Here is a 26,633-nt window from a genome sequence, read left to right on the forward strand (position 1 = left end):
ACTTCAAATAAAATAATGCGGAAATTCTTTTCTCATGTCTTCCACCTTGGCCACCGTGCGGCTGAGGTGTTCGCGGATCGCCTCAACCGCTGCCCGTTCGTCACGGGCGGCAATCGCTTCGACAATCGCCTGATGGCCGTCGAGAATGCTGACGATCTTGCCCGTTTCCGGCAGGTGCAGACGGCGGATGCGTTCCAGATGGCCGGAGCGTTCGCGCACCAGCTGGTGCAGGTTGCTGCGCTTGACGCCGGCAAACAGGGTTTGGTGGAAAAGCTCGTCCAGTTCCTGAAAAATGGTGATCTGTTCGGGATCGTCGGCCACCGCCCGCTGCATCTTGATGATCGAGCGGGCGCGGGTGATGATCGCCGGATCAAGCTCGGGATCAGCGGCAAGGCGGCGGCAAACCTCGGTCTCCAGCGCCACGCGTAAAAAATGGGCTTCGTAGATCTGCAGCACGTCGATGCGGGTGACGACCGTGCGCGACTGTGGGTAGATGCGCACCAGCCCTTCCTGCTTGAGGAGCTGCAGTGCCTCGCGGATCGGCGTCTGGCTGACCTCGTAGGTCTCGGTCAGTTCGCCGCGCGACAATGTCGTGTCCGGCGGCAGCTGTATGGTGATGATACGCTTGCGCAGGTCGTCATAAACGCGCTGCACCGTGCCGCCGACGGCAACGGGAAAGCCGGGTGCTGGAAGGCCAAAGGTCGCGGCAAGCTGCGAATTCATGGGGCAAATCCTTTTCCGGCATTCATACCGAGGGCGATGCTAATACACAAGAATGCAAAATTGCGATTGATATATGAGTCTAACTGAAATATTAGTTTGAAAAAAGGGTGCTGGCGGTCTTCTGTCTTTGCAACTTTGCGGCAGATGTCCGAACCGGCGAACAGCGGAGGAGGAAGCCATGTTCAATCCCGATAAACGTCTGATCCCTGCCCAGCCTCCCAAGGCTGGCTTTGCTGCCGGCCCGTCCAAACTGGATGCGATCCGCTCGGTCACACTCTCGCTTGCCTATCTGCCGCTGGCGCGTCCGATCAGCGATGCAAAAGTGTTGACGGGCCGGCAGAAGCCGCTCACCCAGGTGGCTTTCCTGTTCTGCGAAATCACCACGGAAGCGGGCCATAGCGGCCTCGGTTTCAGTTATTCCAAGCGCGCCGGTGGTCCGGGTCTTTATGCGCATGCCTGCGAAATCGCCGACAATCTCATCGGCGAGGACCCGAACGACAATGCACGCATCTGGGACAAGCTCTGCTGGGCCGGCGCTTCGGTTGGTCGCTCCGGCATTGCCACGCAGGCGATCGCCGCCATCGATATTTGCCTCTGGGATCTGAAGGCCAAGCGTGCCGGCCTGCCGCTGTCGAAACTTCTTGGCGCGCATCGCGATAGTGTCGCCTGTTACAACACGTCCGGCGGTTTCCTGTCGTCGAGCGTCGAGGAAATCCGTGACGCCATCGATCATTCTCTGGCCTCGGGCATTGGCGGCATCAAGATCAAAGTCGGCCAGCCTGACCCGATGGTGGATATCCGCCGTCTCGATGCCATCACCACCCATCTCGATGGCCGCGTGCCGCTGATGGTCGATGCCAACCAGCAATGGGATCGCACCACCGCACTGCGTTTCGGCCGTCTTGTCGAGCCGCTCAATCTCGAATGGATCGAGGAACCGCTCGACGCCTACGATGCCGAGGGCCACGCGGCACTCGCGCGCGAACTGGCAACGCCGATTGCAACAGGCGAAATGCTGGCCAGCGCCGAGGAGCATATGGCGCTGATCCGCGCCGATGCGGTCGATTTCATCCAGCCGGATGCGCCGCGTGTCGGCGGCATAACGCCGTTCATGCGCATCTGCACGCAGGCGGAAGCCAAGCGCATGCGGCTTGCCCCGCATTTTGCCATGGAAATCCATGTCCATCTGGCCGCCGCTTACGCCCATGAGCCATGGGTCGAACATTTCGACTGGCTGGCGCCGCTCTTCAATGAAGAACTGGAAATCAAGGATGGCCGCATGATCGTGCCCGGTCGGCCCGGCCTCGGCTGCAGCCTCACCGGTCAGGCGCGCGACTGGACGGTTGAGACCAAGAGTTTCGGTGGCTGACGGCCGGATTTTTCCAAGGGCGCTGTAGGTGTTTCTTGGCATGGATGAAGGCGCGTCCGCATGTTAGGCCTTCTTCCGCACAATACAGAGGAAACCGAAGCGAACGCTTCGGAAGGAGAGCATTGATGACCTGGACCCCAACGGGCAAACATTTTATCGCCGGCCAGTGGACGCCCGGCCCCTCGACATTCACATCGGAACCCGCACACGGCCCCGCGCATGATTTTGCCGTCGGCACAGTTGATCTCGTCGATCAGGCCTGCCGCGCCGCAGAAGGCGCCTTTGCCGCCTATTCAGCCAAGTCGCGTGAAGAACGCGCCGTCTTCCTCGAAGCCATTGCCGAAGAAATCGACAAGCGCGGCGAAGCCGTGACGCTGATCGGTACGCAGGAAACCGGCCTGCCGGAAGGTCGTCTCAATGGCGAGCGCGGCCGCACCACTGGCCAGCTGAAACTGTTCGCCGACCATATCCGCAAGGGCGCCCATCTCGATGCCCGTTTCGATGCCGCCCAGCCGGATCGCCAGCCGGCGGCCCGTCCGGAAATCCGTCTCGTGCAGCGCCCGATCGGCCCCGTCGCCGTGTTCGGTGCTTCCAACTTCCCGCTGGCCTTCTCCACGGCTGGCGGTGATACGGCTGCCGCGCTCGCCGCTGGTTGCCCGGTTGTCGTCAAGGGCCATTCCGCCCATCCCGGCACCGGCGAAATCATCGCCGAAGCGGTTGCCGCCGCAGTCGAGCGTACCGGCATGCCGGCTGGCGTGTTCAGCCTCATTCAGGGCGGCCGTCGCGATGTCGGTACCGCACTTGTGACCCATCCGGCCATCAAGGCGGTCGGCTTTACCGGCTCGCTTGCCGGTGGTCGCGCCCTGTTCGACCTTTGCGCCCAGCGCCCGGAGCCGATCCCGTTCTTCGGCGAACTCGGCAGCGTCAACCCGATGTTCCTTCTGCCGGCCGCCACCTCGGCGCGCGGTGAAGCGATCGGCACCGGTTGGGCCGGCTCGCTCACCATGGGCGCCGGCCAATTCTGCACCAATCCCGGCATCGCTGTCGTCGTCGCAGGCCCGGAAGCCGATAAATTCGTGGCAGCCGCCAAGGCAGGTCTCGAAAAGGTTGCCGGCCAGACCATGCTGACCGATGGCATCGCCACCGCTTATAAGGAAGGCGTCGAGCGCATGCGCTCCAGCAATGCCGTTTCCCCGGTGCTCTCCACCGAGAGCGAAGGCCGCAATGCCGGCCCGAACCTGTTCGAAACCACAGGCGCGACATGGCTTGCCGATCATGCTCTCGGCGAGGAGGTGTTTGGCCCGCTCGGTCTCGTCGTGCGTGTTGGCTCGGCCGAAGAGATGGTCAATCTGGCGGAAAAATTCGCCGGCCAGCTGACGGCCACCATGCATATGGACGACAGCGATCTCGGCCTCGCGCAGGAACTGCTGCCGGTTCTGGAGCGCAAGGCCGGCCGTGTTCTGGTCAACGGTTTCCCGACCGGTGTCGAGGTGGTGGATTCCATGGTGCACGGCGGCCCGTATCCGGCTTCGACCAATTTCGGCGCCACCAGCGTCGGCACGATGTCGATCCGCCGTTTCCTGCGTCCGGTATCCTACCAGAATTTCCCGGAGGCACTGCTGCCGGCAGATCTGCGCAACTGAAATAAAGCTTAGGAGGAGCCCTTCATGATTGCACCGAACGACCTGCGAGAGATTATCCGCAACGGCCTGTTGTCCTTCCCCGTCACGCCTTTCGACGTGGAAGACAGGTTTGCCGAAAAACCGTTCTCGGCGCATCTCGAATGGCTTTCCTCCTACCCCGTCGCCGGCCTGATCGTGGCCGGCGGCACCGGGGAACTGTTTTCGCTCACCCCCGGTGAAGTCGTGGATGTGGTGAAAACCGCCCGCGCCGTGTCCGGTGATGCACCTGTCATCACCGGTTGCGGTTACGGCACGCGCATCGCCTGCGACATGGCGAAGGAAATTGAGAAGGCTGGCGGTGATGGCATTCTGCTTCTGCCGCATTACCTCACCGAAGCGCCCGCCGATGGCATTGCCGCCCGTGTGCGCGCCGTGTGCAAATCCACGAACATGGGCGTCATCGTTTATAACCGTGGCCAGGCCCGCGTTTCCGCCGAACAACTGGCGCAGCTGGCCGACGAATGCCCCAACCTGATCGGTTTCAAGGATGGTACCGGCGATATCGATACCGTGCGCCGGGTCACCGTCGCGCTCGGCGATCGCCTGTCCTATATCGGCGGCATGCCCACGCATGAGCTTTTTGCACAGGCCTATCGCGGCGCCGGTATGCCGACCTATTCGTCCGCCGTCTTCAACTTCGTACCGGAAACCGCGCTGAAATTCCACGCGGCCTTTACCGCCGGCGATGACGCCACCTGCGAACAGCTGCTGCGAGATTTCTATTATCCATTCGCCCGCATCCGTGACCGCAAGGCGGGGTATGCCGTTTCGGCCATCAAGGCCGGTGTCCGTCTTCGCGGTTTTGATGCCGGCCCGGTGCGTGCACCGCTGGTCGATCTGACCGAGGAAGAGGTCGAGATGATGCGCGAGCTGATCGCCTCGGCGAACTGAGTTTTCGAACTGCCGGGCGGGTTCGTTACCCGCTCGGCGCCTGCTTCGGGCGTATTGCACAATACGCTCATGCATTAGTGTTTATGTGCCGTAATCGGGTTTGCCGGCGAAGAGGAGCCGCCTGCTGACCACCTTAAAAAAGGGAATGCCATTCACTGCAAACCGCGCGTCATGCGCATGGGAGGAGACTGACATGAAATCCAAGATCGCAACTGCCTGCCTGTCCACGGCCCTGATCGCCCTGGCCTGTATCCCCGCCTTGGCGCAGGACGCCAAGAAGAACGTCACCGTCGTGCTGGCCGAAACCGTCGATGTCGTCGAGCCCTGCATGGCCGCCCGTCAGGATGTCGGCCGCGTCATCTCGCAGAATGTCAACGAGATGCTGGTGGAGTTCGATTACGCCAACAGCGAACTGAAGCCGCGCCTTGCCACCGAATGGAAACAGGTCGATGACGACACCTGGGAATTCAAGCTGCGGCCGAATGTGAAATGGCATGACGGCAAGCCCTTCACCGCCAAGGATGTGCAATTCACGCTGGAGCGTAACAAGAACAAGAAGATCACCTGCGAAGTCGGCGGCAAATATCTCGGCGGCACGGAGTTTTCCTTCGAAAGCCCGGATGCCAACACCATCCGCATCACCACCAAGCCGGCCCAGCCGATCCTGCCGCTGCTGATGACCGTCATCCCGATGGAATCCGCCGAGGCGACCCCTGCGGATGAATATACCCGCAAGCCCATCGGCACCGGACCTTACACGTTTGACCAGTGGACGGTCGGCCAGAATATCGTGCTGAAGCGCAATCCGAATTACTGGGGTGAACAGCCGCAGGTGGAGCAGGCGACCTATCTGTTCCGTTCCGACAGTGCTGTTGCCGCCGCAATGGTGGAAGCCGGGGAAGCGGATATCGTGCCGGCCGTTGCCGTGCAGGATGCCACCAACAAGGAAACCGATTTCGCCTATCCGAACTCGGAAACCACGTCTTTGCGCATCGATACACGCGAGGCGCCAACCAATGACCGGCGTATCCGCGAGGCGATGAACCTTGCCATCGACCGTCAGGCCATGCTCGGCACGCTGTTCCCGGCCGAAGCCAAGATTGCTACCCATCTCGTGGTGCCGACCACGATCGGCTATAACCCGGATATCCCCGCCTGGCCTTATGACCCTGAAAAAGCCAAGGAACTTGTTGAGGCAGCCAAGGCTGATGGCGTACCGGTCGACCGCGAAATCCGCATCATCGGCCGTAACGGGCAATATCCGAATGCGACCGAGACGATGGAAGCCATCATGGCGATGCTTCAGGAGGTCGGTCTCAACGTCAAACTCGACATGTATGACGTTTCCGTCTGGAACGGCTATTTCGTCGCCCCCTTCGTCAAGGATTCCGGCCCGACGCTCACCCAGTCGCAGCATGACAATGCCACTGGTGATCCCGTCTTCACCGCGTTCGTCAAATACGCCTCCGGTGGCTCGCATTCGATGGTGCGTGATCCGGCTGTCGACGAGATGATCGCCAAGGCGACCGCTGCCACCGGCGACGAGCGTACAAAACTCTGGAAAGAACTGTTTTCCAAGGTCAACACGGATATCATCGCCGATATCCCGATGTTCCACATGGTTGGTTTTACCCGCGTGTCCAAGCGCCTGGATTTCAAGCCGACGATTGCCACGAACTCGGAACTGCAGCTTTCGCAGATCCGCTTCAAGTGATCCCGACCTGAATGAACCGGGCCGCACCGCATGTGCGGCCCGCACCCATTTCCCCACAGATGATGGATGTAAAGATGCCGTTGATCGAACGCGCTGCCTTGACCGATTTTGCCCAAAACATGCTGACCCGCGCCGGCATGGAAGCCGACAAGGCAAAAGCCACCGCTGCCATTCTCGTGGAAGGCGACATGATCGGCCATGAGACGCACGGCGTCAGCCTTCTGCATTGGTACATAGAAGCGCTGGAAGACGGCTCTCTGGCGAAGTCCGGGCACTACGAAGTGGTCAATGATCGTGGCGCCGCCTTTGTCTGGGACGGAAAATCATTGCCGGGCGCGTGGCTGTTGTCCGAAGCGTTGGATCAGGCCTGCGAGCGTGTCGGACAATATGGCGTGGTCACGGCCGCGATCCGCAACTGTCACCATACATGTGCGCTCTCCGCTTTCATGCGACAGGTGACCGAGCGCGGACTGATCGTGCAGATCTCGGTGTCGCACCCAGCCGCAAGCCGCGTCGCACCCTATGGCGGTACAAAACCGCTCTTGACCCCAAATCCCATGGCGGCCGGTTTCCCTACGTCTTCTGATCCGATCCTGATCGATGTTTCCGCCTCGATCACCACGACGACGATGACGCAGACGCTGGCGAAGGCTGGCCAGAAATTTCCTGAGGCGTGGGCGCTGACAGCGTCGGGCGAACCGACCGACGATCCGCGTGAGGTGACGGAGCATGGCGGCACGATGATGCCGCTGGGTGGACAGCTGAAGGGCCACAAGGGTTTTGGTCTTGCGTTGATCGTCGAACTGCTGGGGCAGGGGCTTTCCGGCAAGGGACGCGCCAATGCGCCGGCCGGCGTCTTTTCGCAAAGCGCGTTTCTACAGATCATCGATCCGGCATTTTTCGCGGGACTGGATGCCTTCACCACGCAATCGGATTTTCTGGCCGATCAATGCCGCAGCAATCCGCCGGCGGCATGGAACAACGGCCCGGTGCGTATGCCGGGTGACAGCGCTGCACGCAAACGTCGTGCTGCGCTCGAAAAGGGTGTTTCGGTGGGTGATGTCGCCTGGGAAAAACTGGGTCGCGATGCTGAGTGTCTGGGCGTCGCCATTCCATCAGTATTTGCTTGAAAACATTCCGGAAAACGGATGGTCGATCGAGAATAGGGTAAAACTATTGCGGCTTTTACCCTGCTTATCCTGATGCGCGTTGCGGATAAGTCACAGCCCCGGCCGCGAAACGGTCACAATTGGTTTTTTCCCGCTTGAAGTGTTGCCGCGTCGAACCTCGCTGATACTTATCGTTGAACCGATTCTTTTATTCAAGGATACGTGATGCGGAAGCTTGCGCCCTTCGTTGTTCTAGCCCTTTTGAGTGCATGCGCCAGTCCTTCCGATGGCCCGGGCGCGGGTGCCTTTTACAATACTGTCGATCCCGTGACCAAAGAGCGCGTGCCCGTCACCCGTCTTGCGGATGCTCCGATGGCGCCGCCGATCACGCAGCCCGTTTCCTATGCGCCGACCGATCTCGGTCTGGCCGGCATGCGTTCGGGTGGTTATGCCGATCAGCGCCTGCGTCGCGGCGATGTCATCGAGGTCACCATTCTTGATACCGGTGAAGAGGGCATGTTCTCCTCCACCCAGAGCAAGACGCTCAACCTCGGTAAGTTCACGGTCGATTCTGCCGGCACGGTGACGCTGCCCTTCGTCGGCCGCCAGCGTGTGCTGGAATCCTCGCCGGAAGCGCTGCAGTCGCGTATCGTCAACGGCCTCAAGGGGTCCGCCGTCAATCCGCAGGCCGTCGTTACCGTCGTCGATAAGCCGTCCACCGGCTTCACCGTCAATGGCGACGTCCGTTCCGCCGGTCGCTTCCCGCTGACGGCCCGCAAGGAACGTGTGCTGGATGCCATCGCGCTTGCCGGCGGTTCGTCCTCGGCGCCGGGTTCTGCGACCGTCACGCTCATCCGCGGCGGCCAGCAGGCCAGCGCGCCGATCCAGCGTCTGATGAACGACAATGCCCAGAACGTCTACGTTCTGCCGGAAGACCAGATTTTTGTCGGCAAGGATTCGCCGACCTTCACCGCTTTCGGCGCTTTCAAGAGCGTTGGTGAATTCGAATTCGAACCGGGCAAACTGACGCTGGCACAGGCATTCGGCCGCGCCGGTGGTCTGCTGGACGATCGCGCCAACGCCCGCAACGTTTACCTGCTGCGCAACGAAACGGTTTACAAGCCGCTGCCGAGCGCTGCTGAAAAGCAGAAGCTGGTCACCACCTACAGCGTTGCAAACAAGCCGGCCGTTTACCGCATCGACATGAAGGACATTTCCAACTTGGCGTTGATGCAGCGTTTCCAGATGGCTAAGGGTGACATGCTTTATGCCACCAATGCCGGCATGGTCGATTTCGCAAAACTCTTCACCATCTACCAGAAGAGCGTAGCAACAGCCGCAGCACCGCTGCCGGGCGCCAACTGATCAGCTTTTTTAGCTGAGTGACTTTTAAAAGCCGCCGAGCATCTGCAAGGCGGCTTTTGCATGTTCGGGTCGGTCCTGCGGCAACGGCTGCGAAAGGCGACCGGCAAGGGCGTGAAGGTCGATCGCATCAGCATCGCCACAATTGCGCAGCATCAGAGACAGGATACGGCCGACTGCAAACAGATCGGCCCGGTGGTCTATCGCCACGCCATCCTTCTGCTCCGGGGCTGCAAAATCCGGATGACCGGCAAAGGAAATATCGAGATTTCGATGAGCCTCGCCGCAACGCAGTGCGATGCCGAAATCGGCTATTCGCAAGCTTTCAAGCGACGGCTCTGCGAACAGGATGTTGCCGGGCGAAAGGTCGCAATGCACGATGCCGCGATCATGGATGACCGACAGCCCTTCCAAAATAGCTGCCATGATCCGGCGGACGTCGTCGAGCGAGTTTGAGGTCGAGTCAAAGCGATCCGCGAGATTGTTTTCGCACCATTCCAGCACAAGCGCGGGGCGACCGTCGTCCAGTCGCAGGAGGGTCTGCGTCTGGACGATGTTCATATGACGTAACGACAGACCGATTTCCGCTTCCTGCAGCAGCAATTGCCGCGCAATCGGGTCGTCTGCATGGTCGGGATGCAGGGTCTTGATGGCATGCAAGGAGCCAAGATCGCGATGTCGGGTGCGAAAAATGTCCGTGGAACGGCTGCTGGCCAACCGCTCTTCGATCACGAACGTATTGGCGATGATCTCGACCGGTGCGTCACGCATGCGGCTTTCACCGCGATCGAGCGCGTCGCGCACGCGATCGATAAGCATGCGACGATCCTCATCGCTGCGTTGGCCGGCACCGTCCTGCGCGAGGCTCTGCCACAGGCTGGCAAAGCGGTCTTTTATCTCTCCGAAATCCGGATCACCGGCCATTGCCATCCTTCACGTCGATCACGACGGCGCTGAGGTTTTCGCGGCAATTGGCGATCAGGCCTTCCTGAATCAGCGTGTTGGCGATGTCGTCGATATCGCCGGACAGCAGGATTTCGGCGATGTTGCGCTCCGGTATCACGCGCGACAGTGGATGGCTGCAGAGAAGAAAACGATCGCCGGTCTGTAGCTCATCCATAATGACTTCCGGCGAAAGCTGTCCCGACAGACCGATGGCGCGTGCGAGGGAGCGGCGAAGACCAACCGACACATGGTCGCGTGTGAGGCAGCGCATCATGCCATCACGCAGCAGGTAGGCTCGCGCGTCGCCGGCCCAGATCAGCGCAAAACGATCTTCGACCACCCCAAGCGAAACGAGGCTGGCGCTCGGCGGCTTGCGCCCCCAGGAACCGCCCGTCGATTGCAGGACGCCATTGGCACGACCGAGCTTGCCTTTCATTTCCTGAACAAGGCTCTCGATCGTGTCTTGCGGCGCAGTATCCGCCAGCATGGCGATGGTCTGGCGGCTTGCCTCCACGGCCTCGTTGCCGTCACCGACCCCATCGGCCACTGCAAACAGGAAGGGCGTATGCTGGGCCAGAATCTCGTCGGCATTCAGGCTGAGGCGCGTGCCGGCATGGGTCGCCTTGTCGTGCCGCAGGCGAAAATTTCGGGGTGCTGCAACAGGGTGAGGCGCAGGCTTATGGCTTGGCTCATGGACAGGTTCGGGTTCGATCCTGTTGATGTTGGCGGCGGCAGGCGGTTGCGGCTGAAGCGACGCGACCTCCGGCTCCACCATTGCTTCCGCAACCGGCTCTGGCTGGGGAGGTCCCGATGCCTCCATGCCGGCCATCAGCAGTTCCAGAAAATCGGTCGGCTGCGGTGCTCCGCCGCTGCGGAACCCCTTGTTCTGGCGGTCAGCGGGGTCAAAGCGCCACCAGAGCGTATCCGGCCGTTGAGGTTGGCCGGCGCGCTGTTCGAAATGCTGGTCGGACGGGCGCAAGTGTCGAAGGCGCTTCAGGCTGGCGGTAAAGGTGTCGAGATCGAAATCGCGGCGGGAAGCGGTCTCGGCCAGAGCCTCCAACGCCAGAAACCATGTTTCGTCCAGGCAGAGTTTTCGCGTGTCGCCGGTAAATTCGTGCAATTGCGCGGTGATGACCAGCGGAAAACTGCGCCCCACCCGGTCACGGCTGGGCACGATGACGCCGGCGACCGTGACCGGCCCCCAGACGCCACGCTCGGCGACGAAACGCCATGCCGGCATGTTGCGAAAAATCTGCTCCCAGTTTTCGCCGGCATGATGATGCGCCTTGGCGATGCCGGCCTGCAGCCAGGCATCGAGCGCATCCTGAACCGAGCGGCGAAGGCCGGTCGAGACAAAATCGCCATGGCTTGGAAGCTTGCCGAAAAAGCCGATCCGGTCGGCCTCCATACTGACAGGATCGAGAGCGGAACGTGGCGGCATGATCGGCGTCCTCAGAACTGTGTCGGGCATGAAAACGCGTTCAGCGCCTCCAGCCGGAACGGGTTGAGCACGGAGCCGAACTGCACTTCGAACTCGGCGGTTTTGCCTGCCTGCGTGAAGCGGGCGCGGAACAGGTCGTCACCTTCGGAGGTCACGTTTGCGCTGTCGAACAGCCGGAAAGGCGACCAGTCGCCATTCTCGGTAATCGCCTGCTGCCAGCCACCGGGCTGGAAGGCGATGCGCGACAGGTTGCTGGCATCCGTCGAGGGCCATGCGATCGATTTCGCCTGCACCGGGCCGTGGAAATAGACGAGACGTTCCGCCTCGATTTCCAGCATGACGGCATTGGCATTGTCCGACAGCGAGACCGGCTTGACGTTGATGGCGATGGACGGGCTTTCGCTGCCTGCCGGGAAGAAGGCGCGGTGGATCTTGTCGGCATTTTCGAACTGGGCAATCGCCTCGCTCGGAATGCTGGCCGCGCCAAACGTGCCCTTCCAGCCCCATGGCGACGAACTGGTGTCGACAAAGGCGGAAAGCCGGGCATCGAAGAAGCTCTTGAACAGGCCTTTCGGGCCGAACAGACGCACGAAATCGGTCATTGCCACATCGCGCGGCGATTCCCGCTCGAACGGATAACGGCCGGTGACGACGTTCGAGCAATAGCTCGCACCTTCGGCCGCCCAAGCATCGTTGATGCGGGCGCGCGCCGATTTGACCGCAAGCGAGCCGACGTCGGCGGCGACGCCGGCCATCCAGGCATCGACCGGATTGGGCAGGCGGCGGGCCTGCTGCAACAGGTCCTGATTGGCATCGGTCAACTGGCTGTCGACGTCAAAGACCTTGGCGACTTCCGCCGATGAGGTCGTGGCGCGGAACAGCTGGTCGGCAACCTTTTGCAGGGCCGGCTGAAGCTGGCCGATCTGCGATTTCGGGCCATCGGCAGGCTGACCGCCGGTCACCGCAGCAGCGGCGCCGTCAGTCGGCTCCGCCAGCGCTTCGCGAAGTCCGGAATAAGGATCCGGCGCATTCGTGACCCCGGCCAGTGCCGTGGACGATACGGCGCTGCTTGTCGCTGCCGAGGCGATTTCGGTGCCGGCATTGCGCAGGTCTGTATTTTCCACAATCGACCGTGCGAGCATTTCGACCGGGGTAACCGGCTTTGTCGCCAGCGTCTTGGTTGTCTCTGCCGCATCGTTGATGGTCTGCGAGGGTTTCACCCGCATATCGGTCAGAACGGTGGACCAGCGTTTTTCGAAATTGTCGAAATAGAGCTGCATTGTCGACTGCGTGATCGCCTCGATCGTGCTGCCCGCCGGGTTTTCCTCGTTGCGGACCCAGGTTTCCTCGATGGCGGTGCGAGCGGCATCCGACACTTTCGGCAGGACGACGCTGCGATAACCATTGCTGGAAAACAGGCCGGGAATGCCTTCACGAAGCGGCGCGCCGGAACTGCGCTCGAAGGCCTGTTCACCGACCGGACCAAGCGAGGTGCCCGGGTTCCAGGCGGGCAGCGCGCGCGCTGCCCGATAGTCGTTGAGGATATCGTAGGCGCGGTTGGCAAGGCTTTGGGAGCGGATCGTTTCGCGCGCCTTGGCGATCAGGTAGGGATCGAGGCCGATCGGCGGCAGCGTGCCGCGTGCCATGGCAGCCGCATGTGCATTCAGCGATCTGCGGGCGTTGGCACGACCATCGCCGGGATAAAGCGCATTGAACATGTCCTGCGTTTCAAGCTCGATGAATTCGCGGTCCATCGATCCGAGCCCGCCCAGCATGCCGTAGAGCTTGAGGGCGTTGAAGGTTTTTGCCACATCGCTAGTGTCGGCCATGTCCTTCTGCAACTGCACGAGAATGCGCGGCAGAAGCAGCGCATTCAGCGCACGCTGATAGGCATCGCGATGGCGGCCGGTTACCTTGTCTTCCTGATCGAGGCCAAAACTGACGGGCCAGACACGATCCCTGGAAAAATCGCCGGTGACTGCCGCCAGATTGTCCAGCGCCGGCATGATGCGCAGGAAATCCGCATCGGCGACATCGCGCACATTGATGCCCTGTGCGAGTTTCTCATAGGCATCGATATGTTCTTCGGCGGCGATGAGCGCTGCTTTGTTCTGGAAATAGGTGACCGTCCAGCTTGTCAGCACCACGGCGAGTACCAAGACGGCAGCGGCATAAGCGGCGCGGCGGAATAGCAGCTGTCGGCCGGAAAGACGACGATCACGCGAAACCAGAGAGGCTTCGTCGAAGATGACATCCTTGAAGAGGCGCGAGAGGAAATAGCTGCGGCGTGCACGGGCGGAGGTTGAAACCGCCGTCTCGTTGACCTGCGTGCCGGAGGCGAAATAGATACCGCGCAGCAGCGGCGGCTCCACCAGCTTCGAGCCGGTGCACAGTTCGCTCATCACATCGTGCAGGCGTTCCTTCAGCGCCGCCAGTTCCGCCGGGAAACGGAAAATGCGGCCACGCAATTCGGCATTCGGCTCCTGCTGCAGGCGTTCGATCAGCATAGAGCCGACACGTTCCTGCAGAAGCGTGAATTCCTCGGTGAACCGATCGGGAAGATCGATCGTCTTGTAGCTCTCGTCGAGGCCAAAGGTCGTGCCCCAGGCCTGTTCGCGGTCGGACTTGTTGAAGCCGTCGAAGAACTCGACGAAACCGGTCAGGAGGTCGGCCTTGGTCAGAACCAGATAGACCGGCACGCGCGCCTGCAGCTTTTCGTCCAGTTCGGACAGGCGCTGGCGGATGACGCGGATTTCCTCGCGCTGTGCTTCCGGATCACGGGTCAGCAGATCGCCGATCGAAAGCGTGACCAGCGCGCCGTTGATCGGCTGCGAGCGGCGGTATTTGCGCAAAAGACCGAGAAAACCTTCCCAGCCGGCCTTTGCCGAGCCGTTGAGGTCGTCCTGCGTCGTGTAACGGCCGGCCGTATCGATCAGGATCGCTTCGTCGGTGAACCACCAGTTGCAGTTACGCGTACCACCGATACCCTGCACGGAATTGCTGCCCAGCGCATCGCCGAGTGGGAATTTCAGGCCGGAATTGGTCAGCGCCGTCGTTTTGCCGGAGCCGGGGGCACCGAAAATGACGTACCAGGGAAGCTCGTAGATATAACCGAACCGCTTCTTGCTGACGCGGCGCAGAAGCTGCAGCGCCTCCTTCAGGCGGTTATGGATGTCGTTGACCTCAGCCTGCTGGCTGGCGGCGGCTTCCGATTCCGCATCGCGCTCGATGCCGTCGACAAGCTGCTTGTCGCGACGACGGTCGCGAATGACCGAATAGATCAGATAGGCCAGCCAGGCGGCGATGATGACGCCGATCAGGATGATGCGGTTGGTGGGGGTCGCCAGCGGCTTGAAGTCGCCGAAGGCGGCCAGATAGCCATAGAACCAGATGACGATGCAGATCGCCGCCACCCAGATGACCGAGATGAACCTCCGTCCGACAAGGCCCGCATAGGCCTCGACATAGGAACGGAGCGTGTAAAACATGCCAATCGGGTTCATGGCGAATGGCCCTCTACTGCCGGGTTGGCCGGCATATTTCGAATATCAACTTCAAGAGGCGGCGAGGTGGCGCCCGCGCCGGTCAACTCTTCCTCTGGGTCGGCCAGAACGAGAATTTCCGTGCGCCGGTTCTTTTCACGCCCTTCCGGCGTGGCATTGCTGGCGATCGGATCCGCCTCGCCACGACCTTCGGCGATGATGGCGCCGGGGCCGGTGAAGGCGGCCAGGATGTCGGCCACGGATTTGGCGCGCGCCTGCGACAGATGCCAGTTCGACGGGAACTGGATGGTTTTGATCGGCACATTGTCGGTATAACCGACAACAACCGCGCGGAAATTCTCCTGCGCCAGCGCCCCGCCGATACGCGAGATCAGCAGCTTGAACTCGTCGCTGACCTCGGCGCTGCCGACATCGAAAAGACCGGCATTGTTGATGCGCACCAGAACACGGTTCTTGGCGGTCTCCCGCAACGACACGAGGTTCTGTTCGACTTCCGGCTGCAGGAACCGCATGAAGTTTTCAAGTTTTGTCGGCTTCGCCGGCACCAGTTGTGGCTTGACCGGCGGCTCCGTGATCTTGGCAATGATCTCCGGCTCGGCCTCTTTCGGTGGAGGATTGATGAGAATGCTGGGCGCGTCAGCTGGCGAAAGTTGCGCCAGTTGCTGAAAAGTATTGTCCGACGCGTTGTTCAGCGAGAAGGTGAAAAACAGGTAGCCAAGCGCAAACACCAGCGCGAGCAGCGACAGAAGCGTCCACAGCGCCACGGCGGTTCTGAGCGGCTTGTGTTTTGCCGAAACACCTTTCCAGTGTGGCGAAAGCTCGCGTTCGAAGACGCCATATTGGCCAAGCAGCGTCTTGTAGAGGCTGTCACGGATACGGCCGAGTTCGAGATTGCCGCGCGCAGACACGCGTGTGCGGCCCTCGAAGGCAAGCGACAGCGACAGGTAAATCAGCAGCAGCAGGTCCTTGTTGGCACCCGGGCTCTGATGGAAATGGTCAAGCAGATCGAAAACGCGGTCGCCGCCCGTCACATCCATATGGAACGTGGAAACGAGGCCGGAACGCGCCCAGCCGGCGCGCACGCCCCAGGGCTTGCTCAGCACCACATCATCCACGGTCGCGCAGATAATGTAATGGGCGGCACGCGCCCGTTCCGGGCTGATGCGGGAACCGGCGAGATCACGCTCGTAACGGCCAACCGCTTCCACTGCCACGCGGCGCAGCTGTTCCATATCCGGCTGTTCGTCGGTGTAACGCAGCGCATGCGCGAGGTTCAGCAGCGGTGCGGCGGAGCGCACCAGCGTCGGCACTTCCTCACCGCCGAAGCGGAAATCGCGCACCAGCGTTTCCACCGACCAGCCGCCTTTCGGCAGCGGTTTCGGCGCAAGGTCGTCGATGCCGGGCGTGTCGAGCACGTCGTCCAGCATTTCCGCCATGCGTGCGGCGGATTGTTTTTTCTTGATGCCGTCTTCGGTCAGTTCGACGACGGTCGGCAGGCTCTGCCATTTCGATGCGGGTTCGTTGGTCATTCTCTAAGGGCCCACATTTCCATTTCGAGACCAGGGAAATCACCTGCAAGATGCAGGGCGATGGCGCCCGAGGTTTCAAGCTGCTTCCAGAGCGGATTTTTGGTGTCGAGTTCGAAATAGATCGTGCCGGAACGGTAAGGCAGCTGGCGCGGCAGAACCGGCAGCGGACGCACCGGAATGCCCGGCAGCGCGACGTTGACCAGTTCGGCGATACGCTCGACCGGGCCGACCTTGATCTGCGACGGCAGTTTGCGGCGGACATCTTCCGCCGACATTTCAGCACGCACGGCGAGCACAAAACCGGCATCCTTGAGCAGCGAACGGTCGTTGATCGTGCCGACGCGTACGCCATGACGACGTTCGGCAAGCTCGATCGAAACGGCCGCCTGTTCCAGAACCGAGGACAGCGAGGCGCGCAGGTCTTCGTAGACGGCGGCAAACGTCGCCTTCAGGTCGTCGTGGCGGTAGGGCGGGAAATCGGTCGCCCGCTTGCGCTCGGTGGTGAAGGTGGCGAGTTCTCCGGCCAGCTGGATGCAGGTCTCGTAAAAATCGATCGGGTGGATGCGCGTTGCATTGGCCGCAATATGCTTCAGCATCGGGTCGGCGCGGTTGAGGATCTGCAACAGAAAATAGTCGCCGACTTCGGCCGTGCCGCGAATGGTCGGGTCGCCGATACGCTCGGCAATCGCCTCGGCGCGGTGGCGCACGATGCCGAGCAGTTCGGTCATCAGCTCGGAAAGCCTTGGCTCGGCGGCGCAGTTGAGGCTGGGGGCGATGAAATCCGGATCGAGAATGACGGCGCGGTCGGAGCGGACTTCGATGACGCGGGCAAGGCCGATCAGCTCGTAACCGGCAAGGTCGTCACCTGTCTTCAGGTAACGCAGGCTCAAGCGGCTGACATCGATCGGTGCCATGAAATCGGTTTCGACATTGGCGTCCGGCGCTTCGTAATTGGACGCGGTCATGCGCACGCTGTTGAAACGGGCGCCACCGTTCAGCGCCACATCCGGCTTGCCCGGCTGGCGGGCCGGAAGCGCCAGATAGATGATGGCGTTCTTGACGCTTTCATCGAGATCGACGGCCGGCGGCAGGTCGGTATCGAGCGGCGCTTCGAAAGGCGTGCCGTCCGGCAGGATGCCGCGCAGATTGGCGAGCGCGAACTGGCCGATGGCGAGCGCGCTGCGGTCGATGCCGATTTCAGCCACGCCCCACGGATAGGCGGAAAGGCCGCGCGTCGTGGTGCGCACCAGCCTTTCCGTCCAGCGGTCCGCCTGCTGGAAATGCTGGACGCGAAGGAACATGCCTTCGCTCCAGGCGACCCGGTTCTCATTTCTCATCGTTCAGGTCTTCTCTCTCTGCTTTCGGCAGGTTCGCCATGCGGTTCCCGTCTTGCGTTCGCATCATGGCGTCGCGGAAAACGTCCTGAACCGACAGCGTCCTGCCGTCTTTTTCGAATTGATTTTTGTAAGACTGCCAGTAGTCGCGGCCGCGCAGGAAACCGAAGGAGGCCATCGAACCTGCCGCATCGATGCGGGATTCGATGATGCGTGGCTCCATTTCCTGGGCAACGTGATGCACGAGATTTTCCAGCGCCGCCTGCAGCTTGGCTTGGCGGCTCGCCAGTTCCTCGATACGGGTCACCAGCGTATCGGCATTGCTGCTGTTGAAGAAATCCTGCTCGATTTCCGGTGCCGGTAAATCCAGACCGAACGTGGCAAAACTCGCCTCCAGCGCATCTTCCAAGCGCTGCAGGAGCGGGTTGAGTTTTGCTTCGATATCGACATTGCGAGCCGGTGCGACAACGGGCTGCACCGGTGCCTTCACGGGCTCGATATCAGGCTGTGGCGCATTGTCGTTGACGGTCTGCAACGCCTCGGTCGGACGCGCCTTGGCAACCGGAATCGTCACATGCGTTGCCGAATTGTGCTCGAGATAATTGCCGTATTCCGAATGATCCGGTTTGTCGGCGTCAAAATTCCAGTCATCGGGCAGGAGATTGCCGGAAGGTTTGATTTCCGGCGGGCCGTTCCAGCCGATATCGACATTGCGCGAGGGCGAGGGGCCTTCCTTTTTCACGATCGGCTCCAGCCAGTCCTCGGACATCTTGTTGCCGAGAACGCCGGTCGCGGTGCGGCCGCCCGGCGCAATATCGGCCAGAATGGCGGAAATGGTCAGCGGTTCGTCACTGATCGCGTAAGAACTGTCCGGATCGTCGACATCCTGATGCGCCTCACCGGTAATGATGACCGAGAAGGCGATGGGGCCGACTTCCAGCCGCGACTGATCGGACAGCCGCGCCGTTTCACCTTCATGCACCACCACGCCATCGACCCGCGAACCGTTGGCGCTCTGGTCACGCAGCACGAAACCGCGGGCATCACGCTCGATCGTGCAATGCAGTTTCGAGATCGAACGCTGGTCCTCCGGCAATTGCCAGTCGCAATCGGGCGAACGGCCAAGCGTGCGCTTGCCCTGCTCAAAGAACCATTTTGTCCGGCTGGCCGGCAAGGCGCTGGCGCCGGTGATGGCTTTCAGTTCAAGCCGCATGTTCGCCTCCTAAAACCGCTGCCGGCCGGGGCTCGACGATCACGGCATCGTCGCTGTCTTTCGCGGCCGGCGCGACGCGCGCCCAACTGTTCCAGCCCAGTCGTGGCTGATCACCGGAACCGGCGGCATCACCCTGTCCAAGCTGGCAGAACGGCACGTCTTCTTTCTTGAGGATGACCTGAATGTCGAAATCGAGCGCGGAGCCGACATAAAGCCGTGTCAGCGCAAACAATTCGGTGATGTTGCGGCCGCCCGGCGTCAGCGACAGGTAGTCGCGATAGGCGAGCGGGCCGACGATGACGCGAAAGCCGCCGCTGAAATCATGGATGGCGGAGCCGGCGGATGCGTTGACGCCAAGCTGGACGCCTTGCGGTGCGCCCATCTTGCTGCGTTCCTGAATGGGGATGGTCAGCCATCGGGGGCGGAACAGTTCGATCTCCACCGGCAGGCCGCTGAATTCGCTGAGCATGGCGCGCAGATTGGCGGGGTTGCGGTTGCGCGATGCGAAAAAGCCGGAAAAGCGCAGCACGACATCCTCGTCGATGCCGCTGGTTTCCTTCAGCTTGCGGGTGCCGAAGCCGGTCAGCGCAAACAGCGTGGTGATAAAGCCGTTATCTTCACGGCGCTGGCCCCAGCGCAGGCGGCGCGCGATGCGGTATTTTTCGGAAGCATCGGCAAAAAGCTCTGCCATGCGTGCGCTGAACAAGTCGAAAAAGGCCGCCAGCCCCTTCGACTTGTTCCGCTCCTCGCGCATGATCAGTTCGTTATAGTTGGCCGGCATCGAGCCGAGCGGCCCGGTCAGCCCGGCGAGCGCACTGCGGATAGAGGCGCGTGCGCCTTTCTGACGAAAACCGCTGACGGCCAGCGGTGCCGGCGAAACACCCATATGCGAGGCGATCTCCAGCTCGCCGCTCGTCTCACCCGTACCGGCAGCCGTCTGCGCGACGCGGAAAGCCGTTACCGCATCGAAGCGGCCGGGGTCGCGTTCGAGCAGGTCGACAAGCGTGTCGCGTGGTGCGTCGGGTTGACGAAGCGTCGAGAGATCCATGGGGTGAAACGCAGTCCTTTCTTTCAGAGCAATGGGCGTTCGGCCGCGCGGGCCGGCCAGTGGGCAATCGGTTTCGACTGGCCCTTCATGGAAATGGTCAGCCGGGTGAAACTGTTGACGGATGTGTAGAGGCTGAAGAACCGGTCGAGCACGGCGCCGAACAGATAGGCGGACGGGCGGTCGATCGCCGCCGGATCGAATTCCAGCGCAATTTCGGTTCCCGGCACCATGCCGCCGCTGCCGAGCCGCGCTGTCGAGCTTTCGGCGCGGATCTTGATCAGCGCATCAACCAACTGCTTGGTTTCCGGGCTGTCGCGGAAGGCATACAGCGACAGAACATCCTTCAGCGCTGCACCCTCATTGTCGAACAGCGACAGGTGGTTGAGCAGAAGATGCGAAACGAGGCGCCAGTTGCGGCCGTCCTGATCGTTCATGCGCACGGACGGCGTCGGCGGCATCAGCGCTTCCACGCCCGAAACCGCTTCATGGCCCGATGCCAGCTGCAGGAACGGATGGCCGCCGCCAAACGGCAGCTGTTCCGGCAGTTCGCGGTTGAGGCACAGCGTATCGACACCGGCCACCGCATCGATCGGGCCGGCAAAACGACGGTCGCGATCGACAAAGGCGATGTCCATGTCGCTTGTGCCGTCTTCCTCGTCAAACCGGCGATAGGCCTGCCAATAGGCGGTGCTGTTTCCGGCACGCTGGCTGCGTCCGAAAAACGGCTGGCAATGTTCTTCCTGCCCGCGAGAACCGGTGAGAAGAACCCGCTCGACCGAATAGATTTCGCGGGTCTTCTGGCGTCTGGCATCCGGCAGAAGCCGATATTCGGTACGAGTCCCATCGACCGTAATCGGCTCGCAGGTCTGCCGGAAGAGGTTGACCACAGGGGTCGCATTCAAGACGAAATCGCGGGCGGACACCGTGCGCTCGAGTTTTGCGTCGGTTTCCTTGAGATAGATGAAAATCTCCAGCGCCTGATCCTTCCAGGCGCTCAAACCCTCGATATCGAGGAACAGATATTTTTGCGGCAGGGCGAAAAATTCGGTCAGAAGCCGGTAGCCGATAAAGCTCGGTGCCGGGTAGGGAAGCATGGCTTCCTTCTCGTCAAACCCGACAGGCTTCAGGTGGCGCGCCGGCAGAAAAACCGGGTTGCGATCATCGCCATGACGCGCAAGGGCGATGCCGATCGTGTGGTTGGCGAGCAGTTCATAGATCGCCACCGCCTGGCTCCAGGCCGATGGGATGTGCAGGCGCAGGCGATCGACACCCAGCTCGCCGAACGGCTTTCTGGCATCGAGCGTGCGCAGCGACAGACGCAGGCACCCGGCAACGCCATTATAGGGCGAGAGCGGCGCATTGATCGGCTGGCCCTGAAGTGTCGCGCCGGTGATCTCGATCGGCGCCATTTCCACATCCTGCGTGGTGCGGAAACGGCAGGATTCGCCGCCGATCGGCTCGGCCAGAATTTCCGTATGGCGCGGCACGGTCTGCACCGAAGCCAGCGTATCGCTCGGGTTGAAGCGCACGATGCTCATCGACGGCAGCGGTGCCAGATAATGCGGGTAGAGCGTTTCGAGAAGACCGTCGGTCAGTTCAGGAAACTCGTCATCGAGTTTCTGGCGCACACGTGCGGCCGAAAAGGCAAAGCTCTGGATCAGGCGCTCGACATGCGGATCGTCGGCGACATCGCCGGTCATGCGCAGGCGGCCGGCAATTTTTGGAAAGGCGTCGGCGAAACGCGCGGCGCGCTTGCGCAGCGCTCCGAGTTCCTCGTTGTACCGATGCAGAAAACCGTCAGCCATTGGCCGCCTCCACGAGGAAACGCTGGGTCGACGGGTCGATGGTGGATTCGAAACTGATCGGCGGCATGCCTTCATGCAGGCGGAAGGTCGCCTGAATGCGCATACGCAGCGCGCGCTCGGTCATCGTCCGGCTTTTCAGGATCGTCACGCGCACATCCGACAGCCGTGTTTCGAACATGGAAATCCGGCGCTCGATCATGCGGGCAAGCGCAAGCTTGGCCTCATCCGTCACCAGATTGGCCGAGACCATGCCGTCGAGGCCGTAGCTCACCAGCGCATCCTTCAGCTCCGTCAGTTCCGAAGGCGGCGCGGAGGGGCAACGACGGGTGTTCAGCAGTGACTCCAGGTCACGACGGATCGCTTCCCGCATCTGGCGGGTCTGGTCGGTCACGCTTGCCGGCGGGTCGAAGTCGCGATCGGGCGCGTCGTCGATCAACCGGTCCAGAATGGACCGAGAGAGAACGCGATCACGCGGCCGATAGCGCTCCAGCGGGTCAACCATGCGCAACCTCGCGGGCAGCTTCAGCCGTTGCCGTTTCCAGGCTTTCCGTGTCGTGGAAGGAGGCAAGATCGTCACCGGCAAGGAACGAACGCTGGCCACGGCCGGTGGTGATGCCAGTCGGCTCCTCCACCCATTCCGTTTCGCGGCCCAGTCGCAGGCGGTCATCCGCACCCGTGCCGTGATAGATGGCAGGCAGCAGAACGGGGGCCACGGCACCGTCGATCAGCGACAGTTCGGCGCGGCGGAAGGCGAGATCGCGCGGGCGGGCAATCGGCTCGATCGTCAGTTCGGCGATCTTGGCGAAATCGATCCACAAATAGGCACCGCCAGTCATGATCACTTCCAGCGCATGCGGCGTGCGGTCGTCGAGATCGCGGAAATCGTCGATGCGCTTGCCGTTCAGCAGGATCGCGCGTTCGCCGCGCAGCTCTTCGAGGTGCTGCAGTTCGGCAACCGCTTCGTCGCCATTGCCTTCGCGGTGGGCGATGCCGACCTTGACGGCCAGCTTGTCGAGTTCGCTTGGGCCTTGCGGAAATTCCGGCACGGCGCCGGTCTCATACCAGGCATTGCGGGCAGCCATGCCACGCAACTCGTTGCGCAAAAGCGCAAAGCCCATCGTCGCATCCGGCGCGAAAGTCACGGCAAGGCCGCACTGGTTGTCGGCACGTTCGTAATCGCCGGCCAGAACCAGCAGGTCGATATAGAGATTGCGGGCCTCCTGATCGGAGGGTTTTGCTTTCAGGTGCGCCTTGGCTGCATCGAGTGCCTCATCAAAAGCGTTTTCGCTGAGCAGGCGGGCGATGCTTTCGGACAGCGTCATGCGGACATCCTTCTGGGTTGCGAACCTTCATTCGCGGAAGCGGTACGGCTGCCACTCATCGTTTCGGCGATGAGGTGGAAGCTGGTGGAAACGTCGTCGAGCTGGAAATGCGGCTGCAGACGAACGGTACAGGAGAACGTGCCCGGCTTGCCGGGGATTTCGGCAACGGTAATGCCGGCGGAGCGCAGCGGAAAACGCGTGCGCAAAGCCAGATCGGCATCGTCATTGCCGAGCGTATAAGCGGTCAGCCAATCTTCCAGCTTCCGCTCGATCGAACGGGCATCGGACAGCTGGCCGATCTCGTCACGCATGATCACCTTGAGGTAATGCGAGAAACGCGAGGCGCAGAGCACATATTGCAGCATGGCAGCGATGCGGGCGTTCTGACGGGCGTTTTCGTTGGAATAATGCTGCGGCGCGTGCATCGACTGGTTGGAATTGAAGATGGCCGAGGCCGAGAGGTAGGTCGTCGCAACCGGCACGATGCCGAGATCGCAGAACTGTTGTTCCTGGCCGGTCGTAAGGCGGATTTCCACCGGTGCCTGCGCCGACAGGCCCTCGCTCTCTGTGCCGAAATCGTAAGGTGCGAGTTCCGATGTGCTCAGCATGCCGCCATCGATCGTATCCTGCGTGACGCCGCGGATATCGGCGAACCAGCCGCTGTCGATGAAATTGCGGATGACGACGGTGGCGAAAGCAAAAGCGGCATTGCCCCACAGAAGCGAACTGCCATCCTCCGCAATCTCCTCTCGGAACGGAAAACGGTCATCGCGGTGGCGGGCGAAGGGTTCGAACGGCGCGCGCATAAGGATGCGCGGCGCCACGAGGCCGAGGAAACGGGAATCGTCGCGTGCCCGCAATCCGTTCCAGCGGATACGGGTCGGGTCGCTTGCCAGCCAGGAAAAATCCTGAATACGGCCGAGTTCCTGAAAATCCTCAAGGCCAAGAGCACCGGCTGACGCGCCGGCCACGAAGGGACAAAAGGCGGCGGCTGCCACCATGCCGAGCTGCGTCAGCGTGCTGACCGGATCGCCGCCCTTCGGTTCCTCGTGGGAAAACTGGTAATCGCCGATCAGCAGGCCATAAGGCTCGCCGCCCGGCATGCCGAATTCGCGACTGTAGATCAGTTCGAACAGATGGCTCTGATCGAAATCCGAGGCGCGTTCCATGCTGCGCGCCAGTTCCTTCCAGCTCAGGCTCAAGAGCTTGATCTTGACGTCGCCGCCACGGGTGGATTCGCGCACGAGCATGGCAATGCCGCGCCACCGTGCCTCCATCGCCTGAAAATCAGGGTGGTGCAGGATCGCGTTGACCTGGACGTTCAGCGCCTCGTCTATCAACGAGATCAACTGGTCCGCCCGGCGCCGCCATTCTGTGCTGGAACCCATGGTCATTATGTTTTGCCGAAATATCGAATGAAAAAAGGAGAGAACGCGCGGCGAAATCCGCCGCGCGTGTTGTCAAATCAGGACTTGGACGGAATGCGGGCGACCATGCGCAGCGAGGTCGTCAGTTCTTCCATCTGCAGCCATGGACGCATCCAGGCCACCGCATTGTAGGAACCAGGGCGGCCCGGAATTTCCTGCACGGTCACCTTGGCGTCGCGCAGCGGATATTTCGCACGCGATTCTTCGCCGGCATCGTCATTTGCGTTGACGTAGTTGGAGATCCAGCGGTTCAGCCAGTTCTGGCAATCTTCCGCTTCCATGAAGGAGCCGATCTTGTCGCGACCCATGACCTTCAGGTAGTGGGCGAAACGCGACGTGGCCATCATGTAGGGCAGACGGGCCGAAACAGCGGCGTTGGCCGTTGCTTCCGGACGATCGTAGATCTTTGGCTTGTGGGCGGTCTGGGCACCGAAGAACACGGCATAGTCTGTGTTCTTGTAGTGGCACAGCGGCAGGAAGCCGAGCTTGCCGAGTTCAGCATCGCGACGGTCGGTAATGCCGACTTCGGTCGGGCATTTCAGGTCGAGATCGCCGTCATCGCTGGCGAAAACGTGCATCGGCAGGTTTTCGACCTTGCCGCCGTTTTCCGCACCGCGGATGGCCGTGCACCAGCCGCTCTTGGCGAACGCGTCGGTGAGGCGCGTACCCATCACATAGGCTGCGTTCATCCAGCAATAGTTTTCGTGCGGTAGTTCACCCGACTGCGAGCCGCCGGTTTCATCATAGTTGAAATCGTCGATCGGGTTGGTTTTCGGGCCGTAGGGCATGCGCGAGAGAACACGCGGCATGGCCAGCGTCACGAAACGCGAGTCGTCGCTGTCGCGCAGGCCGCGCCACTTGGCGTATTCGACGGTCTCGAAAATCTTCTCGAGATCGCGCGGCTTGGAAAGCTCGCGGAAATCGTCAAAGCCGAACATGCGCGGGCTGGCGGCCGAGATGAACGGCGCGAAAGCCGCTGCCGCGATCATCGAAACGCCCTGCAGCGTCTGCACGTCGTCGAACGAGTTGTCGAACTCGTAATCGCCGATGATGGCGCCCATCGGCTCACCGCCCGGCGTGCCGAATTCGTCTTCGTAGATCGACTTGAACAGGCGCGACTGGTCGAATTCCACGGCCTTGGACAGGTCGCGGCTGATGTCGCGCTTGGAGGCGTTCAGAACGCGGATCTTCAGGTTGACGCTGGTCTCGGAATTTTTGACCAGATAGTTCAGCCCGCGCCAGGTGCCTTCGAGCTTGACGAATTCCGGCGCCTGCATGATGGCGGCAAGCTGGGTGGAAATCGTTTTGTCGAGTTCGGCGATCGCGTTGTTCAGCGTGATCGTCAGGTTGCGGTCATAGGTGACCGTGCCCTTGAGGGCCTGGTCGGTCAGCGTGCGAAGCAGATCCTGCGCACGGTTCGGTTCGGTCTGGCGAGTGGCCGCGACGACCTGGGAAAGGAGGTTCTGCTCCTCGGCGAAACCGGCCTCTTCCTTCCTTTGCACTTGCGTGTCAGCGCTCATGTCTCAAATCCTTTTTTATGAGCAGCGCGTCGGAAAAGCTGTTCCGGGGCAGGCGATACTCAAAACAAACAGACGGGCATTTTCTGATGCGCGACCGGCGTTTCACCAGTTGTCGCGCACCGCCGGCACTCAGTTGACGGGACCTTTTTCTTCCTTCTTGTCGCCGCCAAGCTGGGCGACGAGCTGGGAGAGATCGGCCTTGTTCTGCAGAATGTCTTCGAGCAGGCGTTCCAGTTCTTCCGAACGGTCGGCCTTGCTCATCAGGTCGCGCAGCTCGTTGCGGGCATCGAGCAGGGCTTTGAGCGCCGGAACCTGGTTGACGATCGAGCCGGGTTCGAAATCTTCCATGCTTTCGAACTTCAGCGAAACCGGCAGCTGTGTGCCGTCACCCTGCAGCGTGTTGTCTACCGACATGGTCAGGCCCGGCGTCATGCGGCGCATCACGTCGTCGAAGTTGTCGCGGTCGATCTGCACGAATTTGCGTTCGCCGAACGGCTTCAGCGGCTGGGTGGGGTTGCCGGAAAAATCGCCGAGAACGCCAACGACGAAGGGAAGCTCCTTCACCACCATGGCGCCTTCGGTTTCCACTTCGTACTTGATGTGGACGCGAGGCTTGCGAACCCGCTCCAGCTTTTCATGTACACTTGCCATCAAAAGTCTCCTTCATGCCATCGGCAAAATTACGAATTCAGATTG

At 61.4% G+C, this 26,633-nt stretch carries 20 protein-coding genes; 6 read left to right on the forward strand and 14 right to left on the reverse strand.

What is annotated here, in order from left to right; translation table 11 throughout:
* Nucleotides 1–3: 3 nt before the first annotated feature.
* Entirely contained in the window at nucleotides 4–723 is a 720-nt protein-coding gene (locus ACRQ1B_RS23590) for a GntR family transcriptional regulator (RefSeq protein ID WP_306833369.1), read from the reverse strand.
* Between the two features lie 178 nt (nucleotides 724–901).
* On the opposite strand from ACRQ1B_RS23590, the gene ACRQ1B_RS23595 reads away from it, so the two are divergent.
* The 6 genes from ACRQ1B_RS23595 (at nucleotide 902) to ACRQ1B_RS23620 (ending at nucleotide 8,853) form a co-directional block, all read left to right on the forward strand.
* Entirely contained in the window at nucleotides 902–2,092 is a 1,191-nt protein-coding gene (locus ACRQ1B_RS23595; protein WP_432296576.1) for an L-talarate/galactarate dehydratase, read from the forward strand.
* Between the two features lie 125 nt (nucleotides 2,093–2,217).
* Nucleotides 2,218–3,735, forward strand: coding sequence for an aldehyde dehydrogenase (NADP(+)) (locus ACRQ1B_RS23600; RefSeq protein ID WP_432296577.1), 1,518 nt, complete (start codon nucleotides 2,218–2,220; stop codon nucleotides 3,733–3,735).
* Between the two features lie 24 nt (nucleotides 3,736–3,759).
* A complete protein-coding gene (locus ACRQ1B_RS23605; RefSeq protein WP_432296578.1) occupies nucleotides 3,760–4,665 on the forward strand; it encodes a 5-dehydro-4-deoxyglucarate dehydratase in 906 nt (301 codons plus the stop codon).
* A 193-nt stretch (nucleotides 4,666–4,858) separates the two neighbouring features.
* A complete protein-coding gene (locus tag ACRQ1B_RS23610; RefSeq protein WP_432296579.1) occupies nucleotides 4,859–6,379 on the forward strand; it encodes an ABC transporter substrate-binding protein in 1,521 nt (506 codons plus the stop codon).
* 74 nt (nucleotides 6,380–6,453) lie between these two features.
* Nucleotides 6,454–7,509, forward strand: a complete 1,056-nt coding sequence (locus ACRQ1B_RS23615; RefSeq protein ID WP_432296580.1) for an Ldh family oxidoreductase — start codon at nucleotides 6,454–6,456, stop codon at nucleotides 7,507–7,509.
* A 204-nt stretch (nucleotides 7,510–7,713) separates the two neighbouring features.
* Nucleotides 7,714–8,853, forward strand: coding sequence for a polysaccharide biosynthesis/export family protein (locus ACRQ1B_RS23620; RefSeq protein ID WP_432296581.1), 1,140 nt, complete (start codon nucleotides 7,714–7,716; stop codon nucleotides 8,851–8,853).
* A gap of 24 nt (nucleotides 8,854–8,877) precedes the next feature.
* On the opposite strand, the gene ACRQ1B_RS23625 is transcribed toward ACRQ1B_RS23620, so the two are convergent.
* The 13 genes from ACRQ1B_RS23625 to tssB form a co-directional block, all read right to left on the reverse strand.
* On the reverse strand, nucleotides 8,878–9,774 hold the full coding sequence (locus tag ACRQ1B_RS23625; RefSeq protein WP_432296582.1) for a serine/threonine-protein kinase: 897 nt from the start codon (nucleotides 9,772–9,774) through the stop codon (nucleotides 8,878–8,880).
* A complete protein-coding gene (tagF, locus tag ACRQ1B_RS23630) occupies nucleotides 9,764–11,236 on the reverse strand; it encodes a type VI secretion system-associated protein TagF (RefSeq protein ID WP_432296583.1) in 1,473 nt (490 codons plus the stop codon). The genes ACRQ1B_RS23625 and tagF overlap by 11 nt, the downstream gene beginning before the upstream one ends.
* An 11-nt stretch (nucleotides 11,237–11,247) precedes the next feature.
* On the reverse strand, nucleotides 11,248–14,739 hold the full coding sequence (gene tssM / locus ACRQ1B_RS23635) for a type VI secretion system membrane subunit TssM (protein WP_432296584.1): 3,492 nt from the start codon (nucleotides 14,737–14,739) through the stop codon (nucleotides 11,248–11,250).
* Complete coding sequence (tssL, locus tag ACRQ1B_RS23640; protein ID WP_432296585.1) at nucleotides 14,736–16,268, reverse strand: type VI secretion system protein TssL, long form; 1,533 nt, start codon at nucleotides 16,266–16,268, stop codon at nucleotides 14,736–14,738. Before tssL ends, tssM begins: the two co-directional genes overlap by 4 nt.
* Complete coding sequence (gene tssK / locus ACRQ1B_RS23645) at nucleotides 16,265–17,605, reverse strand: type VI secretion system baseplate subunit TssK (RefSeq protein WP_432296586.1); 1,341 nt, start codon at nucleotides 17,603–17,605, stop codon at nucleotides 16,265–16,267. Before tssK ends, tssL begins: the two co-directional genes overlap by 4 nt.
* Nucleotides 17,595–18,815 (reverse strand): FHA domain-containing protein, encoded by a 1,221-nt coding sequence (locus ACRQ1B_RS23650; RefSeq protein WP_432296587.1) that lies wholly within the window; start codon nucleotides 18,813–18,815, stop codon nucleotides 17,595–17,597. Before ACRQ1B_RS23650 ends, tssK begins: the two co-directional genes overlap by 11 nt.
* Nucleotides 18,805–19,863 carry a type VI secretion system baseplate subunit TssG gene (gene tssG, locus ACRQ1B_RS23655; protein WP_432296588.1) on the reverse strand — a complete coding sequence of 353 codons (1,059 nt, stop codon included), beginning with the start codon at nucleotides 19,861–19,863 and terminating at the stop codon, nucleotides 18,805–18,807. Before tssG ends, ACRQ1B_RS23650 begins: the two co-directional genes overlap by 11 nt.
* Nucleotides 19,864–19,886: 23 nt before the next feature.
* Nucleotides 19,887–21,668, reverse strand: a complete 1,782-nt coding sequence (gene tssF / locus ACRQ1B_RS23660; protein WP_432296589.1) for a type VI secretion system baseplate subunit TssF — start codon at nucleotides 21,666–21,668, stop codon at nucleotides 19,887–19,889.
* Entirely contained in the window at nucleotides 21,661–22,170 is a 510-nt protein-coding gene (gene tssE / locus ACRQ1B_RS23665) for a type VI secretion system baseplate subunit TssE (protein ID WP_432296590.1), read from the reverse strand. Before tssE ends, tssF begins: the two co-directional genes overlap by 8 nt.
* Nucleotides 22,163–22,990 carry a type VI secretion system accessory protein TagJ gene (locus ACRQ1B_RS23670; RefSeq protein WP_432296591.1) on the reverse strand — a complete coding sequence of 276 codons (828 nt, stop codon included), beginning with the start codon at nucleotides 22,988–22,990 and terminating at the stop codon, nucleotides 22,163–22,165. The genes tssE and ACRQ1B_RS23670 overlap by 8 nt, the downstream gene beginning before the upstream one ends.
* Entirely contained in the window at nucleotides 22,987–24,378 is a 1,392-nt protein-coding gene (tssC, locus tag ACRQ1B_RS23675; protein WP_432296592.1) for a type VI secretion system contractile sheath large subunit, read from the reverse strand. The genes ACRQ1B_RS23670 and tssC (ACRQ1B_RS23675) overlap by 4 nt, the downstream gene beginning before the upstream one ends.
* A gap of 77 nt (nucleotides 24,379–24,455) precedes the next feature.
* Entirely contained in the window at nucleotides 24,456–25,937 is a 1,482-nt protein-coding gene (gene tssC / locus ACRQ1B_RS23680) for a type VI secretion system contractile sheath large subunit (RefSeq protein ID WP_432296593.1), read from the reverse strand.
* 129 nt (nucleotides 25,938–26,066) lie between these two features.
* Nucleotides 26,067–26,588 (reverse strand): type VI secretion system contractile sheath small subunit, encoded by a 522-nt coding sequence (tssB, locus tag ACRQ1B_RS23685; RefSeq protein WP_432296594.1) that lies wholly within the window; start codon nucleotides 26,586–26,588, stop codon nucleotides 26,067–26,069.
* Between the last annotated feature and the right edge of the window lie 45 nt (nucleotides 26,589–26,633).

Source organism: Endobacterium panacihumi (genome assembly GCF_050847465.1).
Taxonomy (GTDB): domain Bacteria; phylum Pseudomonadota; class Alphaproteobacteria; order Rhizobiales; family Rhizobiaceae; genus Neorhizobium; species Neorhizobium panacihumi.

What these genes read in the sequence shown, in the direction of transcription:
- ACRQ1B_RS23590 (WP_306833369.1), bottom strand. Translation starts at nt 723, where the DNA reads ATGAATTCGCAGCTTGCCGCGACCTTTGGCCTTCCAGCACCCGGCTTT.
- ACRQ1B_RS23595 (WP_432296576.1), top strand. Translation starts at nt 902, where the DNA reads ATGTTCAATCCCGATAAACGTCTGATCCCTGCCCAGCCTCCCAAGGCT.
- ACRQ1B_RS23600 (WP_432296577.1), top strand. Translation starts at nt 2,218, where the DNA reads ATGACCTGGACCCCAACGGGCAAACATTTTATCGCCGGCCAGTGGACG.
- ACRQ1B_RS23605 (WP_432296578.1), top strand. Translation starts at nt 3,760, where the DNA reads ATGATTGCACCGAACGACCTGCGAGAGATTATCCGCAACGGCCTGTTG.
- ACRQ1B_RS23610 (WP_432296579.1), top strand. Translation starts at nt 4,859, where the DNA reads ATGAAATCCAAGATCGCAACTGCCTGCCTGTCCACGGCCCTGATCGCC.
- ACRQ1B_RS23615 (WP_432296580.1), top strand. Translation starts at nt 6,454, where the DNA reads ATGCCGTTGATCGAACGCGCTGCCTTGACCGATTTTGCCCAAAACATG.
- ACRQ1B_RS23620 (WP_432296581.1), top strand. Translation starts at nt 7,714, where the DNA reads ATGCGGAAGCTTGCGCCCTTCGTTGTTCTAGCCCTTTTGAGTGCATGC.
- ACRQ1B_RS23625 (WP_432296582.1), bottom strand. Translation starts at nt 9,774, where the DNA reads ATGGCCGGTGATCCGGATTTCGGAGAGATAAAAGACCGCTTTGCCAGC.
- tagF (WP_432296583.1), bottom strand. Translation starts at nt 11,236, where the DNA reads ATGCCGCCACGTTCCGCTCTCGATCCTGTCAGTATGGAGGCCGACCGG.
- tssM (WP_432296584.1), bottom strand. Translation starts at nt 14,739, where the DNA reads ATGAACCCGATTGGCATGTTTTACACGCTCCGTTCCTATGTCGAGGCC.
- tssL (WP_432296585.1), bottom strand. Translation starts at nt 16,268, where the DNA reads ATGACCAACGAACCCGCATCGAAATGGCAGAGCCTGCCGACCGTCGTC.
- tssK (WP_432296586.1), bottom strand. Translation starts at nt 17,605, where the DNA reads ATGAGAAATGAGAACCGGGTCGCCTGGAGCGAAGGCATGTTCCTTCGC.
- ACRQ1B_RS23650 (WP_432296587.1), bottom strand. Translation starts at nt 18,815, where the DNA reads ATGCGGCTTGAACTGAAAGCCATCACCGGCGCCAGCGCCTTGCCGGCC.
- tssG (WP_432296588.1), bottom strand. Translation starts at nt 19,863, where the DNA reads ATGGATCTCTCGACGCTTCGTCAACCCGACGCACCACGCGACACGCTT.
- tssF (WP_432296589.1), bottom strand. Translation starts at nt 21,668, where the DNA reads ATGGCTGACGGTTTTCTGCATCGGTACAACGAGGAACTCGGAGCGCTG.
- tssE (WP_432296590.1), bottom strand. Translation starts at nt 22,170, where the DNA reads ATGGTTGACCCGCTGGAGCGCTATCGGCCGCGTGATCGCGTTCTCTCT.
- ACRQ1B_RS23670 (WP_432296591.1), bottom strand. Translation starts at nt 22,990, where the DNA reads ATGACGCTGTCCGAAAGCATCGCCCGCCTGCTCAGCGAAAACGCTTTT.
- tssC (WP_432296592.1), bottom strand. Translation starts at nt 24,378, where the DNA reads ATGGGTTCCAGCACAGAATGGCGGCGCCGGGCGGACCAGTTGATCTCG.
- tssC (WP_432296593.1), bottom strand. Translation starts at nt 25,937, where the DNA reads ATGAGCGCTGACACGCAAGTGCAAAGGAAGGAAGAGGCCGGTTTCGCC.
- tssB (WP_432296594.1), bottom strand. Translation starts at nt 26,588, where the DNA reads ATGGCAAGTGTACATGAAAAGCTGGAGCGGGTTCGCAAGCCTCGCGTC.